A 15,500-nucleotide genomic window follows, 5' to 3' on the forward strand; every position below is an offset into this window, starting at 1 on the left:
TCCCCTGAATCAGAAAATGATAACCATATGGTTATCATCCACTCCCCATCCTATGACCTGCACAATCATGAGGGTCACGTTGAAAATAGTGGCAGGACCAGGGCCATCCTTAGGGCCATAGAATCCTCAGATCTCTCCCCAAGGTTCGTGGAACCCGGGATGGCTGGAATCGATGATATCCTCATGGTACACAGCAGTACTCATGTGGAGTACCTTGAGGTCTTCGCAGGGAGGGGTGGCGGATGGCTTGACTATGACACCTACATGACCCCCGAGAGCTTCAGTGTCGCGAGGCTCTCAGCAGGTGGAGCCATGCTGGCTGCCGAGGAGGCCCTCAGGGATGGCTGGTCCTACTCACTTGGAAGGCCCCCGGGCCACCATGCCACCTATGACCGCTCCATGGGTTTCTGCATATTCAACAACATAGCCATAGCCATTGAGCATGCCCGCAGGAACCTCGGGGTCTCAAGGCCTCTGGTACTTGATTTCGACGTCCACCACGGGAACGGTACATCCAGCATATTCTACAGGGACAGGGATGTGATGTACATATCCATACACCAGGACCCACGGACCCTCTTCCCTGGAACCGGGTTCATTGATGAGACCGGCTCCGGTGAGGGGGAGGGCTTCAACCTCAACATCCCCATGCCCAGGGGCTCGGGTAACCGTGAGTACCTCTGGATACTCGGGATGATACTCCCGGCGGTCCTGGAAGGATTCCGACCGGATATGATCTTTGTATCGGCAGGCTTTGATGCCCACAGAAGGGATCCCCTTGCAGAGATCATGGTTGATGAGGAGTTCTTCTCATGGATCGGGTGGTTCATCCATCAGACAGGACTCCCCTGCACCGCGGTTCTGGAGGGTGGCTATGACCCTGAGGCCCTTGGGAGATCAAACATCGCATTCATGAGGGGTCTTGATGGTGAGGAATACGAACCTGAAACAGCGGCGCCCGGGGGTGTCTCTGAAATATTCAGTCAGCTGAGTGACAGGTTTTCAGCATACTTCAACTTCTGAGAGGGTATTGAAATGGATAGGATCAGATTCGAACAGGCAGAGAAGCTTATAAGAAAGTCATGCATTAACCTCAAGAGGGAACAGGGATTCAGGGATGCCAGTGATGGTGTCATCGACACCGGGAAGCTTCAGGAGGCCATGATGGAACTCATCGATGCCGAGGAGTACCTTTACACAAGCCTCCCAACCCATGAACTTGGAGGTGAGGATGCTTCAGAGTTCTGCAGGAAGCTGATAGCCGCCAGGGAGGCCATTGACCATATACTCGCAGACTTCGGTGTCCTTGAAAGGCAGGACCCATCCGAGAGGATAAGGGAGGCTGCAAGGGGTAAACTCATAATTGTGAACAATTCCTCAGTCAAAAAACTCCTTGTGAAGGCGGGGGTAGAAGCTCAGAATATCCTGGTTGCAGGAGCACCCCTCTCAGTTGATGATATGAGGGAGATAAACCCAAAAATCCCTGAAAGTGCCCTCAGGGGTATAGAGAAGAAGATAGAGCACCTCCGGAACGACATTGAGAGGAAGCTTGATGCCCTGGAGGATGTTCTGGTTGTGGGAGAACCCGATAAGAGTACAGTTCTACTCGCAGCAAGGGCGGAAGAACTCTATGGTGCCGATTCAAGGTTAATGGAGAACATAAAGGATCTGAACTCTGAGGATATTCTGGAGTTACTCTCCTGATTCCTGATTTTCCATCTGCTCTGAGGTGGTCTGAACTATCAACTGAATTTTCTGCATCCAACCACTAATGAACTGTTATGAGATATCCCTCATCACTGATTTTCCCTGCACTAACCTGAAGGACAGCCAACTGATCAAATCAGTAATACTTCACCGGACAAGTATATAAGCAAAGTTCTCATACTATAGTTAAAACCTAGGTAACCATTACTCATGGGGTGTAAAATTTGGGTTTAGTTTGTTTTCCAGATACACAGGACAAGATTCCTAGCATCCCCGTCCACCTCACAAGGGTGGGTGTTACAGGTGTTAAGAAGCTTCTGAAGATAGAGCGGGAGGGCAGAAGGCCCATAATCCTGCTTCCAACATTTGATGCCTTCGTGGATCTTCCGAGCAAACAGAGGGGGATCCACATGTCAAGGAACCCCGAGGCCATAAGTGACGTCCTCGAGGAGGTTGTTGAGAACAACGCACTTGAACTCGAATCCCTCTGCGCAGAGATAGTTAATGAACTCCTCAAGAAGCACAGGTACGCCCGGAGGGCCGAGGTAAGTATGAACAGCGACTTCATGTTCATGAAAAGGTCGCCGGTGACCCGGAGGAAGAGTCAGGAGATGACAAAGATAATGGCAGACGCCATCGGTTACCGGGACGATGATGGGATAGTCATACGGAAGATGATAGGGGCAGAGGTTGTGGGTATGACCGTGTGTCCCTGTGCACAGGAATCTGTCAGGGAAGCCTCACGCCAGAAGCTCCTTGAATTTCTTGACGATGAGACCGTCGAGAGAGTCCTTGACTGTGTATCCTTCGCCTCCCACAACCAGAGTGGGCGTGGCATGATAATGATAGAGGTCCCTGAGGACCAGACCATAAGGGCTGAGAAGCTCATAGACATCATAGAGAGCTCCATGAGTTCACCTGTCTATGAACTCCTCAAGAGACCCGACGAGAACGCGGTGGTGATGAGTGCCCATGAAAATCCCATGTTCGTTGAGGACTGTGTCCGTAACATGGTCCACAGGATAGTCAGTGAGTACCCCCACCTGCCGGATGACACCATCGTTACCGTAAGGCAGATAAACGAGGAGAGCATACACAGACACAACGCCTTCGCAGAGAAGGTTGCGACCATGGGAGAACTCAGATACGAGATAGAAGAACTTAACGGTGCCGGGAGTTGATATGATTGATGAAACTGCACAGGATAGCCGGAGAAATCATGGGTTTCTTTGAAGCATTTGAGGGTTCCAGACCCGCACTTGACTCCCGGGAAATTCTCATAGTGAGGGGGATGTCCAGGAAGAGGATGAATGCGGATGACATGTCCCGGGAACTTGATAGTTTGATTGAACACCTTGGAGCCGCGGAACTGGATTTACTCTCAGAGGAGGGCGCTGCCCTCATAGGTGTGATGGATGAACAGATAAGGTCATGTGTGGAGGTTGGAACCGAAACCGATATAGGAGGAATACACCGTCTGAAGGAATCCCTTGAGGATATGAACTTCAGTGTTGAGTACCGCCTCTGCATGGCCGACGAGACAGGCCTCTTTGTTGTTCTCTACAGGGACCGGAGCGGAGTCGGACCCTGCTTTGTTGAGGCTGTTGTCTCTGACCTATCTGAATAATCTAATTTTAACGGTGCTCCCATGCTCCACTCAAAGGACGAAGTACTCGAAGTCCTCCTCATGAAGGGGCCGGATATACTGGACCTCATGAAGAGGGCCTGTGAAACTGGAAGCGTGACCTACTCAAGGAACATATTCATACCCCTCACAAGGGCCTGCCGGAACCGCTGCGGATACTGCACCTTCAGGTCAGACACCCCCGAGCCCCCCCTACTCGAACCTGAAGACGTTATGGGTGAGGTGAGGAGAGCCCTCTCCCTCGGCTGTACCGAGGCCCTCTTCACCTTCGGTGAGGATGCCCATGAGTTCCCAGGGGTTCGGGACAAGCTTGAATCCCTTGGCTTTGGAGATATGACTGATTACACATATCACCTCTGTGAGCTGACACTTGATGCTGGACTCCTGCCACACACCAACATGGGTGTGATAGGCTACCGCGAACTGAGGATGCTGAAGGAGGTAAACGCATCCATGGGGCTCATGCTCGAATCAGCGAGTCCCAGGCTCATGGAAACAGAGGCCCACCGTGAAAGCCCTGGTAAGAACCCCAGATTGAGGATAAAAATGATAGAGGACGCTGGGAGACTCAGGATACCATTCACCACTGGCTTGCTCATAGGTATAGGTGAAACCATCGAGGAGAGGGCCGAGTCCCTCCTTGAGCTTAGGAGAATACAGGACAGGTACGGGCATATACAGGAGATAATAATCCAGAACTTCCGCTCAAAACCTGGAATCCCCATGGAGAACCAGCGGGAACCCTCCCTCCTTGAAATGGTGAAGATGGTTGCGGCTGCAAAGATAATGTTCCCTGATGTGAGCATACAGGTCCCTCCGAACCTGAACAGGGAAACCGGTGAGATATTCCTCCTGGCCGGTGCAGATGACTGGGGTGGTGTATCACCCATCAGCCGGGACTATGTGAATCCCGAGGCGCCATGGCCAGAGATAGATGAACTTAAAAGGATCACCGAATCTGCTGGATTTGCTCTTGAGGAGAGGCTCCCTGTATACAGAAAATTCATCTCCAGGGAGTTTCTGAGCCCCCGTGTGATGGAACGGATAGAAGAGCTTTATCCCCGGTTCATCGAGACTCTGTGAGTCCCGGACACCTGCTCCCATGACACTGAATCCTACAATTCCACGCCAGGGGATGGTAGAATTATTGTGCCCTCCACCGGATCTCCCAGTTCGATGAAGTCTCCCCTGCAGTAGAGGATGGCGACTGCTCCGGCTATGAGGGCGTCCCTCTGGTGTACACTCATCTCCAGATCTTCAATTCCCAGTTTTCTGCTCATCCATCCCGAGAGACCTGCCACTGAATCTGCAGTTCTCGGGTGGGTTTCAATTACCTTCACCCCCATGGATCCCAGTATCTCGGCTATCTTCATGCCCCTCATGGTGAGCTCCCTCATACCCCTCCATGTGAGGGGAAGGACGGAACCATACCGCCTCAGCTCCAGGTCGGCCCTTCTGAAGTGGCCATATCTGCTGCAGCTGCAGTCATGTTCAAGGCAGCAGCGCCCGGCCGGGAGGGATAGGGGTGCGTCGACTGCCACCACATCTGCAGACTTAACTGCATCTATTATCTCCCGGAGGGAGAAGGCACTCAATAGTTCATAGGTGTCGCCCTCCAGGATAAAAATACCGCTTTCCCTTCCATCTGCTGCCGCCGGATCCACACCCGCAACCTTAGGTACCAGAATATCACCTTCTAAATCTATGAATAGCCCCAGCGGTTACATACCATGGAGTTATTTCTATGAATGCTTCAAACCCATATTCATATACGATGAATTCCATTTACTCCACCTGTATCATGGCACCCCCAGTTCCTGCCTGCAGCTAGTGTATCCTGACATCCAGCACGACATGCCAGACCCCGGGGGAGTACTTCTTTATAACGCGCTTATCAAGCAGTGAGACCCTCCTTGGATGCGCCGCCCTCTCAATCCGCCTGAGGGGTCTTGAGAATCTTATGGCCTCCGGTGCGGTTTCATGGTAATGTATAACGCCTCCATCCCTGACACACTCCATTGCGGCGTCAAGGAAGTGGTGTGTCCTTCCAACGTAACCCATTATAACCCTATCAGCATCAAGTTCCGGGGCTACCTCACGGCAGTCCCCCAGGATGGGTTCTATTATCCCTTCAACCCTGTTGAGGGTTATGTTGGATTTGAGGAGTTCAAATGAGTCCGGGTTTAACTCCACTGAGTAAACCCTGCCTGGATCTGAATGGACAGCCACCGGTATGGAGAAGTACCCTATACCCGCGAACATGTCGACAACGGTCTCACCCTCCTCCACAAGTGACGGTATCCGGGCCCTCTCGTTTATGTTACCCCGTGACCACATGACCCTTGAGAGGTCTATCCTGAAGAGGCAGCCGTTCTCTTTGTGAACCGTTTCTGTGCCGCTGCCTGCAAGTACCCTGACCCTCGGCCTTCTGAGGGGACCATGTATACCCTCCACCCGGATTACACTCCTGACCCCCTCCATCTCAAGTAAAGCCTCTGGATCATCCGCTTCCCTGTTGAGGACTATAATATCTCCTATCCTTGCCCATTTCATGGTTTTCACTGTTTAGGGGAGTGTTTAAAAAAATAAATCCATAAGTGTTCTTTTTTCCTCCAAGTATTTAATGGCTTTTACGGAAGACAAAAAAGATAATTATCATGAAATTAAACCACTTATATATAAATCCAAGGGGTTTTTTTATGAGTAAGGTAAACCGTGATGAGATACTCGACATCCTTGAAGGATACAGCAGGGAAGATATAACAGTAGCAACCCTGGGCAGCCACACATCACTGCACATACTGAACGGTGCAAAGCAGGAGGGCTTCAAGACCGCAGTTGTCTGTGAGAAGGGTCGTGAAGTTCCATATCAGCGGTTCAGAGTTGCAGATGAATTCATAATGGTTGATAAATTCAGTGATATAGTGAATGATGATGTTCAGGACGAACTGAGGTCAATGAACAGCATAATAGTCCCTCACGGCTCCTTTGTGGCCTATGCAGGTCTTGATCACATTGAAAACGACTTCTATGTCCCCATGTTCGGTAACAGGGATATACTGAGATGGGAATCCGAACGTGACCTTGAGAGGAAGCTCATGGAGGAGGCAGGTATAAGGATACCCTTCAAGTACACTGACCCTGAGGAAATAGACAGGACAGTCATGGTCAAGTTCCCTGGTGCCAGGGGTGGTCGTGGATACTTCGTGGCTTCAAGTACAGAGGAGTTCAATGAAAAGATCGACTCCATGCTGGAGAGGGGCTGGATAACTGAGGATGATGTCAAAGATGCCCACATCGAGGAATACATAGCAGGTACCAACTTCTGCATCCACTACTTCTACTCAATCATGAACGATGAGGTCGAACTCATGGGTATGGACAGCAGATTCGAGTCAAACATCGACGGCCTCGTAAGGATACCCGCAAGGGACCAGCTTGATATAAACCTTGACCCCTCCTACGTGATAACCGGTAACCACCCGGTTGCCATGAGGGAATCCCTTCTCCCACAGGCCTTTGATATGGGAGACCGGATGGTGGAAGCAGCGAGCAAGATTGTTCCCCCTGGCATGAACGGTCCCTTCTGTCTCCAGACCATGTGCACAGATAACCTTGAGATTGTGACATTTGAGATGAGCGCACGCACAGATGGGGGTACAAACACCTTCATGCACGGTTCAACCTACAGTTACCTCCTCCATGGTGAGGGCATGAGCATGGGCCGTCGCGTTGCAAGGGAGATCAGGGTGGCCGCAGAGCAGGACCGCCTCCCAGAAATCATAACCTGATACTCCCACCTCATTCCTTTTAATGACCGGATAACCGTTCTTCAACCCCTCAGGAAGCCCCATCTATTATAAAAAAATCGCAAAGTTTAATAAGGACCTCCTGTTATATATTGGTACAGAACTTTTATGTCCATGGGGACAGCCCTTTGCAGGGTTAAATGAAAACCCTTTATATACCATAAAAACACAATGGGATCCAGGACTGGTTTTTTATTATTTTTATTAGAGGTGTATCTATGAACGATAAAAACACGCTGAAAGGCACCACAACTGTTGGCATAACATGCAAGGATGGAGTTGTTTTTGCCACAGAGAGAAGGGCCAGTATGGGCAACCTCATAGCCCATAAGGCTACAGACAAGATTTTTAAAATAGATGAACACATAGCCGCGACCATTGCAGGTTCAGTGGCGGATGCCCAGAGCCTCATGAAGTACCTCAAGGCTGAGGCTGCACTTTACCGCATGAGAAACTCAGAAAAGATAAGCATAGAGGCCGCTGCTGCACTCGCAGCTAATATACTACACTCATCACGTTTCTATCCATTCATAGTACAGACACTCCTTGGAGGCGTCGACGAGAACGGTGCAAAGATCTACTCCCTTGACCCGTCAGGGGGGATGATACCAGACAAGTTCGTCTCAACGGGTTCCGGTTCACCGGTTGCCTACGGGGTCCTTGAGGACAGATACAGTGATGAACTGTACGTGGACGAGGCAGTGGATGTGGCCATAAGGGCCATAAAATCCGCCATGGAGAGGGACACCTACTCAGGTAACGGAATCCTTGTGGCGACCGTCACAGAGGAGGAAGGTTTCAGGATGCTTAGTGAAGAGGAAATCCAGAAAAGGATTGAAAACCTCAACTGATTTTTCTCCTATTTTTAATTGCAGTAAACACCTGTTTACTGATATTCCCTGTTTTTTAGAAGTGATCTTATGGTTTCAGAGATGCTTGAAGAAATCAAAAGGACAATAATGCAGAGACTTCCCGAGAGGGTCCAGGTTGCGAAGGTGGAATTCGAGGGGCCCGAGGTGGTAATATACACCAAGAATCCGGAGATAATAACCGAGAACGGCAACCTCATAAGGGACATTGCAAAGGATATCCGGAAGAGGATAATTATAAGATCCGACAGGTCCGTCCTCATGGACCCTGAGAAGGCCATAAGGAAGATACATGAGATAGTGCCCGAGGAGGCCAAGATAACCAACATATCCTTTGATGATGTCACCTGTGAGGTGATAATTGAGGCCCGGAAACCAGGACTTGTGATAGGCAAGTACGGATCCACGTCAAGGGAAATAGTCAAGAACACTGGCTGGGCGCCCAAGATACTGAGAACACCACCAATATCCTCTGAGATAATAGAAAGAATACGCAGAACACTGAGGAAGAACAGCAAGGAAAGAAAGAAGATTCTGCAGCAACTTGGGAACCGGATACATCAGAAGCCAAAGTATGACAATGACTGGGCAAGGCTCACCGCTATGGGTGGTTTCAGGGAGGTTGGAAGGTCCTGCCTCTACCTTCAGACCCCCAACAGCAGGGTCCTCCTGGACTGTGGTGTCAACGTTGCGGGTGGAGATGATAAGAACTCCTATCCCTACCTCAATGTCCCTGAATTCACCCTTGACAGCCTTGACGCAGTCATAATCACCCATGCACACCTTGACCACTCAGGTTTCCTCCCATACCTCTACCACTACGGCTACGATGGGCCCGTCTACTGCACGGCACCAACAAGGGACCTCATGACGCTCCTGCAGCTGGACCACATCGACATTGCCCACAGGGAGGATGAACCCCTCCCATTCAATGTGAAGCACGTTAAGAAGAGCGTGAAGCACACGATAACCCTCGACTATGGTGAGGTGACAGACATAGCCCCTGATATAAGGCTGACACTCCACAACGCGGGTCACATCCTGGGGTCTGCCATGGCACACCTCCACATAGGGGACGGGCAGCACAACATGGTCTACACAGGGGACTTCAAGTATGAGCAGAGCAGACTCCTGGAGGCTGCAGCAAACAGGTTCCCCCGGATTGAAACCCTTGTGATGGAGAGCACCTACGGGGGCCATGAGGATGTCCAGCCATCAAGGAACCGTGCAGAGAAGGAACTCGTTAAGACCATCTACTCAACCCTCAGGAGGGGTGGTAAGATACTGATACCGGTCTTCGCTGTTGGAAGGGCCCAGGAACTCATGATAGTCCTTGAGGAGTACATAAGGACGGGCATAATCGACGAGGTACCTGTCTACATTGATGGTATGATCTGGGAGGCCAATGCAATCCACACTGCAAGGCCAGAGTACCTCAGCAAGGACCTGAGGGACCAGATATTCCACATGGGCCACAATCCCTTCATCTCAGACATCTTCCACAAGGTGAACGGTATGGATGAGCGGAGGGAAATAGTTGAGGGCGAACCATCCATAATCCTCTCAACTTCAGGTATGCTGACCGGTGGTAACTCACTGGAGTACTTCAAGTGGCTATGTGAGGACCCTGACAATTCCCTTGTATTTGTCGGTTACCAGGCCGAGGGGTCCCTTGGTAGAAGGATCCAGAAGGGCTGGAAGGAGATCCCCCTCAAGGATGAGGATGATAAGATGAGGGTCTACAATGTCAGGATGAACATAAAGACCATTGAGGGTTTCAGCGGTCACTCAGACAGGAGGCAGCTCATGGAATACGTCAAGAGGATATCACCGAAACCCGAGAAGATACTCCTGTGTCACGGAGACAACTACAAGACCCTTGACCTGGCATCAAGTATCTACAGGACATACCGGATAGAGACCAAGACCCCCCTGAACCTGGAAACCGTGCGTATCCAGTGAGGCTAACTATTTAGATAACCTTAAACTATTCTTTAGTGGTGATTTAATGGTAACCTATTCAGAATCTGGAGTGGATATAGACCTGGAGGAGCTCACCGTTTCCAGCTTAACTTCCAGGTTGAGTGACACCCTTAAGTACTGTGACGTTATCACCGGAGCCGGCCACTTCGCGGCCCTGGTGAGGATGGGTGATGTGGCCATCGCCATGAGCACCGATGGTGTCGGGAGCAAGATCCTTGTGGCGGAGATGATGAACCGTTACGATACCGTGGGTATAGACTGCATTGCAATGGTGGTCAATGACATCCTCTGCGTGGGTGCAAGGCCGGCTGCCCTGGTCGACTACCTTGCAGTCGAACGTCCGGACCCTGAAGTGGCCGGGGAGATAGGAAAGGGACTTGCAATGGGTGCTGAAATGGCAAGGGTTGCCATAATAGGTGGGGAGACAGCATCCCTTCCCGGCATAATCCGGAACCTTGACCTGGCAGCCACGGGGATCGGCTTTGTTGATGTGGACAGGATCATAACCGGGGAGGATGTGTCCCCCGGCGACACTGTCATAGGACTTGAGAGCAGCGGGATACACAGCAATGGCCTCAGCCTCGCGCGCAGGGTATTCTTTGATGAACTTGAACTTTCCCCGGAGGATGAGATGCCCGGATCCAGCAGCAGCGTTGGGGACGAACTCCTCAGACCCACAAGGATATACGTGGAGCCCATCATGGAACTGATTGAATCAGATGTTGATGTCCATGGACTGGCCCACATAACCGGGGGAGGTTTTGGCAACCTCAAGAGACTGAGAAAGGATGTCGGGTACCGCCTGGATTCCCTCCCAGAACCACAGCAGATATTTAGAGTTATCCACGAGGCAGGCGTTGACATAAGGGAGATGTACAGGGTCTTCAACATGGGAGTGGGTTTCTGTGCAGTTGTAGCTCCGGATGACGTGGATGAAGCCCTCAGCATACTCGGAGACAGGGCCCACCCCATCGGGGAGGTTACAGATAGGGGATCAGAGGTTGAACTCGAAGCCTGCACCGGTGAAACCATAAAACTTTAGGAGGACTTTTATGAGGATAAGCCCTGAAGAGGAAGTTAAAATCATAAAGGAAATACTCACCGCCATGAATGTTCCGGAGGAGAGCTCAGATATAGTTGCAGACGTCACACTGGACGCTGACCTGAAGGGATTCAGCTCACATGGAATCGGCAGGTTCCCCCAGTACGTTGATGGGTTGAGGCATGGAACAATAAGGGCAGATGGTGACATAACCATTGAGCGGGAAACCGAGTCAACGGCCCTCATAAATGGTAACCACATATTCGGACACGTTGTTGCCTACAGGGCCATGGAGCTTGCCATTGAGAAGGCCAGGAATACGGGTGTTGGCCTTGTCGGTGTCCATGACTCCAACCATTTCGGGGTCGCCGGCTACTACTCTGATATGGCCGTCATGAATGACATGATAGGTGTTGTTATAGCAAACACCGAGCCGGCCGTCGCACCCATCGGGGGCAGGAAACCCATCCTTGGAACAAACCCGGTGGCCATTGGCATCCCATCAAACAGGTACTACGTCTCCGTGGACATGGCAACCTCTGCATCGGCCAGGGGAAAACTCCTGGAGGCCGCCAGGAAAGGCGAGAGCATACCTGAAAATGTGGCCCTGGATGCAGAGGGTAAACCCACCACCGACCCTGAAATGGCCCTTAAGGGCTCCATCCTCCCCTTCGGTGGACACAAGGGATACGCCCTCTCATTCATGATAGAGATACTTGCAGGGCCCCTCGTTGGTGCTGCCTTCGGAACCGCTGTCACGGGAACAGCGAACCCTGAGGAGATGTGCACCAAGGGAGACCTCATGATGGCCATCGACCCATCAAAGATGGTTGACCCCGATGAGTTCAGGGCCCAGGTTGATGAATTCATTGAGGAGGTTAAATCAAGCGGTGACGTCCTCATACCCGGGGACATTGAGAGCATGAACATAAAGAGAAGGCGTGCTGAGGGTATCGAACTGGATGAAAAGCTCCTTGAGAGGATTCTTGGAATAGCCAGAGAACTTGATATAAATCTCGAAATTAAGGAGTTATGAAAGTGGATAGCAGCGAAGCTGTTTACGCGGGTATGAAGGATGCAGGGATAGACTTCGCCGTCAGCGTCCCCTGTGTGAATCTCAGGACGGTCCTTGAAATGGTGGATGCCGACCCTGCCATCATGCACGTACCGGTTACCCGGGAGGAGGAGGGCTTCGGTGTTGCAGCCGGGGCCCACATGGCTGGAAAGACAACCGCCATACTGATGCAGAACTCAGGCCTCGGTAACTCAGTGAACGTCCTGGCCTCCCTCTACAGCCTCTACCATATCCCCATAACCATGATTGTAAGTCACCGGGGCACCGAGGGAGAGTTCATGGAGGCCCAGGTGCCCATGGGAAGGGCCACCGGGGATATATTGAGGATCCTTGAAATACCCTTCAGGACCCCCAGAAGTCCTGCTGAGGCCAGGGAATCCATAGGAGAACTTACAGATATCTCCCTGAGGACCAGTAAGGCCGTGGCAGTCCTGCTGGATGTATCCTACTGGTGATATGATGCTTGAGAGAATTGAAGCCATAGAAAGGATAACGGGTGTCCTTGAGGATGAGCTCGTCATATGTAACCTTGGGTTTCCTTCAAGGGAGCTCTACAGTATCAGGGACTCGCCAAGGCACTTCTACATGCTTGGATCCATGGGGATGGCATCTTCCATCGGGCTTGGACTCGCGCTTTCACAGGAGCGGAGGGTGGTTGTCCTGGACGGTGACGGTTCCATCCTCATGAACCTTGGAGGCCTGGTCACTGCAGCTGCACAGTCCCCTGGGAACCTCATCATAGTCCTCCTCGACAACAGGTGCTACGCGACAACCGGCTCACAGTGCACCTACGCCGATGTGATAGACCTTGGGGCCGTTGCAGAGTCCATGGGCTTCAATGTGATCAGGTTCGCCGATGATCTGAACTTTGAACAGGCACTGGCGATGGATGGTCCTGTTTTTGCCCATGTCCCTGTGAAGCCCGGGAACGCCGATGTCCCTGTCATCGATCTTGATGCAGAGGAGATAATAGAACGCTTCATTAAGGAGGTCCGGGGAGCCACTGAGGATTGAAACATGTACCCTGATTTTAATTAGCTATCCCCTGTAGGTTGCATAGAAACCATCGGTGTCGGCATAGACCGTGTGGAACCCAAATTCCTCTGCAGTTTTTATTGTTTTCTTGATATAGTCCCTGCCCCATGCGGTTATGGCCTCGGCGCACTCCATTGAGTACCAGCGGAACCTTGAATACCCATATACACCGTACATGGTGTTTGCAAGTCTCTTGAGGGCCTCCTGCTGCACATTGAGTATCTTCCTCTCCATGGGATCATCTGATCCCTTCATCTCCTCCTTGATCCTCACCCTCTCTGAGAGTATTTCACCTATAACCGAGGGTACGAATCCCCTCGGACTTTTGCGGAACCTGTAACCGTATTCAGGTGCCACGTAGCATTCAGATTCCTCGTCATCTGTCAGGGTGTCCGGTGAGATGTTCTTTGAGATTATTATGCTTGGGTAGAGGCTCCTGAAGTCAAACTGGACTATGTTCTCGTGGAGACCCTTCTCTGGTTCCTTGACGTATCCGCCGACCGCCCTGCGACCCCTCCTGCTGGAGAAGTCTGACTGGGATGGCTTGTTTGGTACCAGTTCCCCGTACTGGTATGCCTTGCGGACAAGGAACCATTCCGCCTGCTGACCTGTTGCCATGCGGGAGATGTCGAATAGTGGCTGGCCCACCAGCCGGGTGAGCTCCAGGTTGAGGGGGAGTATCTTCTCTGCTATCCTGTGGGTTGCAACAACATCATCCAGGGAGTACCTGAAGAGTTCATCCCTCAGCTCATCCCGGTCCCAGTACTCCCAGAGCCTGTCACCGGGGAGGTCGATCTTCTCCTCGCCGAAGAGTTCCTGGTAGACCCTCTCCAGGGTGTACCTGTCAAGGTTCATGTACCTCCTCATGACCGGGTAGAGGTCCACGTGCACCGTTCCCTTTATGGCCGTGGCGTTTGCAAAGCCCCTCCTCATGGTCCTGATCTTTGAACCATCCCAGCCGAGGTCGAGTTCCGCGCCCAGGATAGCCGCCCTCCTTGTTATGTAGGGGAAGTCAAAGTTGTCTGAATTGTATCCCACCAGTATGTCCGGTTTCTTATCAATTACGATCTCTGCGAATCTCTCAAGGAGTTCCCTTTCATCCTCAACCACCTCAACAAAGTCAAGGTGGTCGCCGGCCGTTGATATGACAGATTCGTAGCCCATGTTACCGGCGACACCAATCATCACTATCTCGTCCTTTTCAGGGTCAGGCATGCCATGGGGGTTCCTCACCTCGATGTCAAAGCTCAGGATGTCGAGTCCATGTGCCCCTGAACCTGTGCTCTGGACCCTGCCGGTTACCTCCACCGTCCTGACATCGGTTGTCACCGATGGTGCTGAGTCCACCTCAACACCCTGGAACTCCAGCTCCTCCATGGGTACTATGGATTTATCTATTAGGTAGCGCCTGTAGAATGGGATGTCATGTTCCCTTATATCCCTGACAGATTCCAGGTCCCTTATCCTGTCCCTGATCTTTGGCACGTCCTGGGGGTGTCTGAATTCGATTCTGATGACCTCTGTGGGCCTTCCAAGGTCCCTCATCTCTTTGACTTCAAGTTTCTCCAGTTCCAGTTCCTCAAGCTCCCTGAGGCATTCATCGAGGTCTGTGGGGATTGCGTATATGTAGGGTCTGAATGAGCGGTCATGGGCTATAATGGGCTCATTTCCGCCGCTTTTATCCTTACCGAAAAGTCTGATAACCGGGACCTCATCGACGGTCACGTAGTCTATGTCGAGGAGGACCATTCTGTAATCTTCCATGTACCTATTCTGTTATGTGAGATTAATAAAGTGTTCCCGCTGCGTTTATCTCTGGTTACCGTTCTACAAGTAGCAGAATAAACACTTAAGTAGCACTATTAAGATATAGTGTTTAGGATTTCCTGGGGGTGTTGGACTTATAATAAGCCTTCTTAGTTGCTGGCATGAAATGAACAGTTTAATCCTGTGATCAGTATTAATACACGGGGAGGTAGAGGGTATGGTTAAGGGAGTTAAACATCCAGTGCTTGCTGAGTATGCAAAAAGGATCCATGATGGGGAAAAGAACGGTTTTTTGCGGGTCTTACCGGGAAGGTTTTCACCAGGTGACAAATTTGTGATCTATGAGTCCTATGGGCAATACAGAGGATGGGCGGACATAGTGTCCATTCAGAAGATGCCAAAAGGGAAGATGATCTCAGAATACGGCTTGAGGCTCATGATCACGGAGGATGAGTTCATGGATTACTTTGGGGGCAGAAAGGAGATGACCATCATAGAATTTAAAAACTTTGAAAAATTCAGCCCCTGTTAAACCGATGAGTATGAGATGTTAGAAAAAATAGGTGGA

16 protein-coding genes are annotated in these 15,500 nt (G+C 51.2%); 13 read left to right on the forward strand and 3 right to left on the reverse strand.

The window, feature by feature from the left end; genetic code table 11:
• Positions 1-27 precede the first annotated feature (27 nt).
• The 5 genes from MTH_RS05680 (at position 28) to cofG (ending at position 4,435) form a co-directional block, all read left to right on the forward strand.
• Positions 28-1,023 (forward strand): histone deacetylase family protein, encoded by a 996-nt coding sequence (locus tag MTH_RS05680; protein ID WP_010876818.1) that lies wholly within the window; start codon positions 28-30, stop codon positions 1,021-1,023.
• 12 nt (positions 1,024-1,035) lie between these two features.
• Positions 1,036-1,704 carry a DUF2100 domain-containing protein gene (locus tag MTH_RS05685; protein WP_010876819.1) on the forward strand — a complete coding sequence of 223 codons (669 nt, stop codon included), beginning with the start codon at positions 1,036-1,038 and terminating at the stop codon, positions 1,702-1,704.
• A gap of 227 nt (positions 1,705-1,931) precedes the next feature.
• On the forward strand, positions 1,932-2,888 hold the full coding sequence (mptA, locus tag MTH_RS05690; RefSeq protein WP_010876820.1) for a GTP cyclohydrolase MptA: 957 nt from the start codon (positions 1,932-1,934) through the stop codon (positions 2,886-2,888).
• 8 nt (positions 2,889-2,896) lie between these two features.
• Positions 2,897-3,334 carry a DUF2120 family protein gene (locus MTH_RS05695; protein WP_048061284.1) on the forward strand — a complete coding sequence of 146 codons (438 nt, stop codon included), beginning with the start codon at positions 2,897-2,899 and terminating at the stop codon, positions 3,332-3,334.
• A 21-nt stretch (positions 3,335-3,355) separates the two neighbouring features.
• On the forward strand, positions 3,356-4,435 hold the full coding sequence (cofG, locus tag MTH_RS05700) for a 7,8-didemethyl-8-hydroxy-5-deazariboflavin synthase CofG (protein WP_010876822.1): 1,080 nt from the start codon (positions 3,356-3,358) through the stop codon (positions 4,433-4,435).
• Between the two features lie 32 nt (positions 4,436-4,467).
• On the opposite strand, the gene MTH_RS05705 is transcribed toward cofG, so the two are convergent.
• Entirely contained in the window at positions 4,468-5,016 is a 549-nt protein-coding gene (locus tag MTH_RS05705) for a DUF429 domain-containing protein (protein WP_010876823.1), read from the reverse strand.
• 163 nt (positions 5,017-5,179) lie between these two features.
• Complete coding sequence (locus MTH_RS05710) at positions 5,180-5,905, reverse strand: class I SAM-dependent methyltransferase (RefSeq protein ID WP_048060988.1); 726 nt, start codon at positions 5,903-5,905, stop codon at positions 5,180-5,182.
• 146 nt (positions 5,906-6,051) lie between these two features.
• Between MTH_RS05710 and MTH_RS05715 the strand changes: the two genes are divergently transcribed.
• The 7 genes from MTH_RS05715 to comE all read left to right on the forward strand — a co-directional run bounded on the left by MTH_RS05715 (position 6,052) and on the right by comE (position 13,144).
• Positions 6,052-7,143, forward strand: a complete 1,092-nt coding sequence (locus MTH_RS05715) for a formate--phosphoribosylaminoimidazolecarboxamide ligase (protein WP_048060989.1) — start codon at positions 6,052-6,054, stop codon at positions 7,141-7,143.
• A gap of 236 nt (positions 7,144-7,379) precedes the next feature.
• Positions 7,380-8,012, forward strand: a complete 633-nt coding sequence (psmB, locus tag MTH_RS05720) for an archaeal proteasome endopeptidase complex subunit beta (protein WP_010876826.1) — start codon at positions 7,380-7,382, stop codon at positions 8,010-8,012.
• A gap of 69 nt (positions 8,013-8,081) precedes the next feature.
• Positions 8,082-9,992 carry a beta-CASP ribonuclease aCPSF1 gene (locus tag MTH_RS05725; protein WP_010876827.1) on the forward strand — a complete coding sequence of 637 codons (1,911 nt, stop codon included), beginning with the start codon at positions 8,082-8,084 and terminating at the stop codon, positions 9,990-9,992.
• A 46-nt stretch (positions 9,993-10,038) separates the two neighbouring features.
• Positions 10,039-11,055 carry a phosphoribosylformylglycinamidine cyclo-ligase gene (gene purM, locus MTH_RS05730; RefSeq protein ID WP_010876828.1) on the forward strand — a complete coding sequence of 339 codons (1,017 nt, stop codon included), beginning with the start codon at positions 10,039-10,041 and terminating at the stop codon, positions 11,053-11,055.
• Between the two features lie 10 nt (positions 11,056-11,065).
• Positions 11,066-12,091: an L-sulfolactate dehydrogenase gene (gene comC / locus MTH_RS05735; protein WP_010876829.1), complete on the forward strand. Its 1,026-nt coding sequence runs from the start codon at positions 11,066-11,068 to the stop codon at positions 12,089-12,091.
• Complete coding sequence (comD, locus tag MTH_RS05740) at positions 12,088-12,585, forward strand: sulfopyruvate decarboxylase subunit alpha (protein ID WP_010876830.1); 498 nt, start codon at positions 12,088-12,090, stop codon at positions 12,583-12,585. Before comC ends, comD begins: the two co-directional genes overlap by 4 nt.
• A gap of 1 nt (position 12,586) precedes the next feature.
• On the forward strand, positions 12,587-13,144 hold the full coding sequence (gene comE / locus MTH_RS05745) for a sulfopyruvate decarboxylase subunit beta (RefSeq protein ID WP_010876831.1): 558 nt from the start codon (positions 12,587-12,589) through the stop codon (positions 13,142-13,144).
• Positions 13,145-13,168: 24 nt separating this feature from the next.
• On the opposite strand, the gene polB1 is transcribed toward comE, so the two are convergent.
• Positions 13,169-14,929, reverse strand: coding sequence for a DNA polymerase PolB subunit 1 (gene polB1 / locus MTH_RS05750; RefSeq protein WP_010876832.1), 1,761 nt, complete (start codon positions 14,927-14,929; stop codon positions 13,169-13,171).
• A gap of 220 nt (positions 14,930-15,149) precedes the next feature.
• Between polB1 and MTH_RS05755 the strand changes: the two genes are divergently transcribed.
• Positions 15,150-15,464 (forward strand): hypothetical protein, encoded by a 315-nt coding sequence (locus MTH_RS05755; RefSeq protein ID WP_010876833.1) that lies wholly within the window; start codon positions 15,150-15,152, stop codon positions 15,462-15,464.
• The last annotated feature ends 36 nt before the right edge of the window (positions 15,465-15,500 follow it).

Source organism: Methanothermobacter thermautotrophicus str. Delta H, from assembly GCF_000008645.1.
Taxonomy (GTDB): Archaea; Methanobacteriota; Methanobacteria; order Methanobacteriales; family Methanothermobacteraceae; genus Methanothermobacter; species Methanothermobacter thermautotrophicus.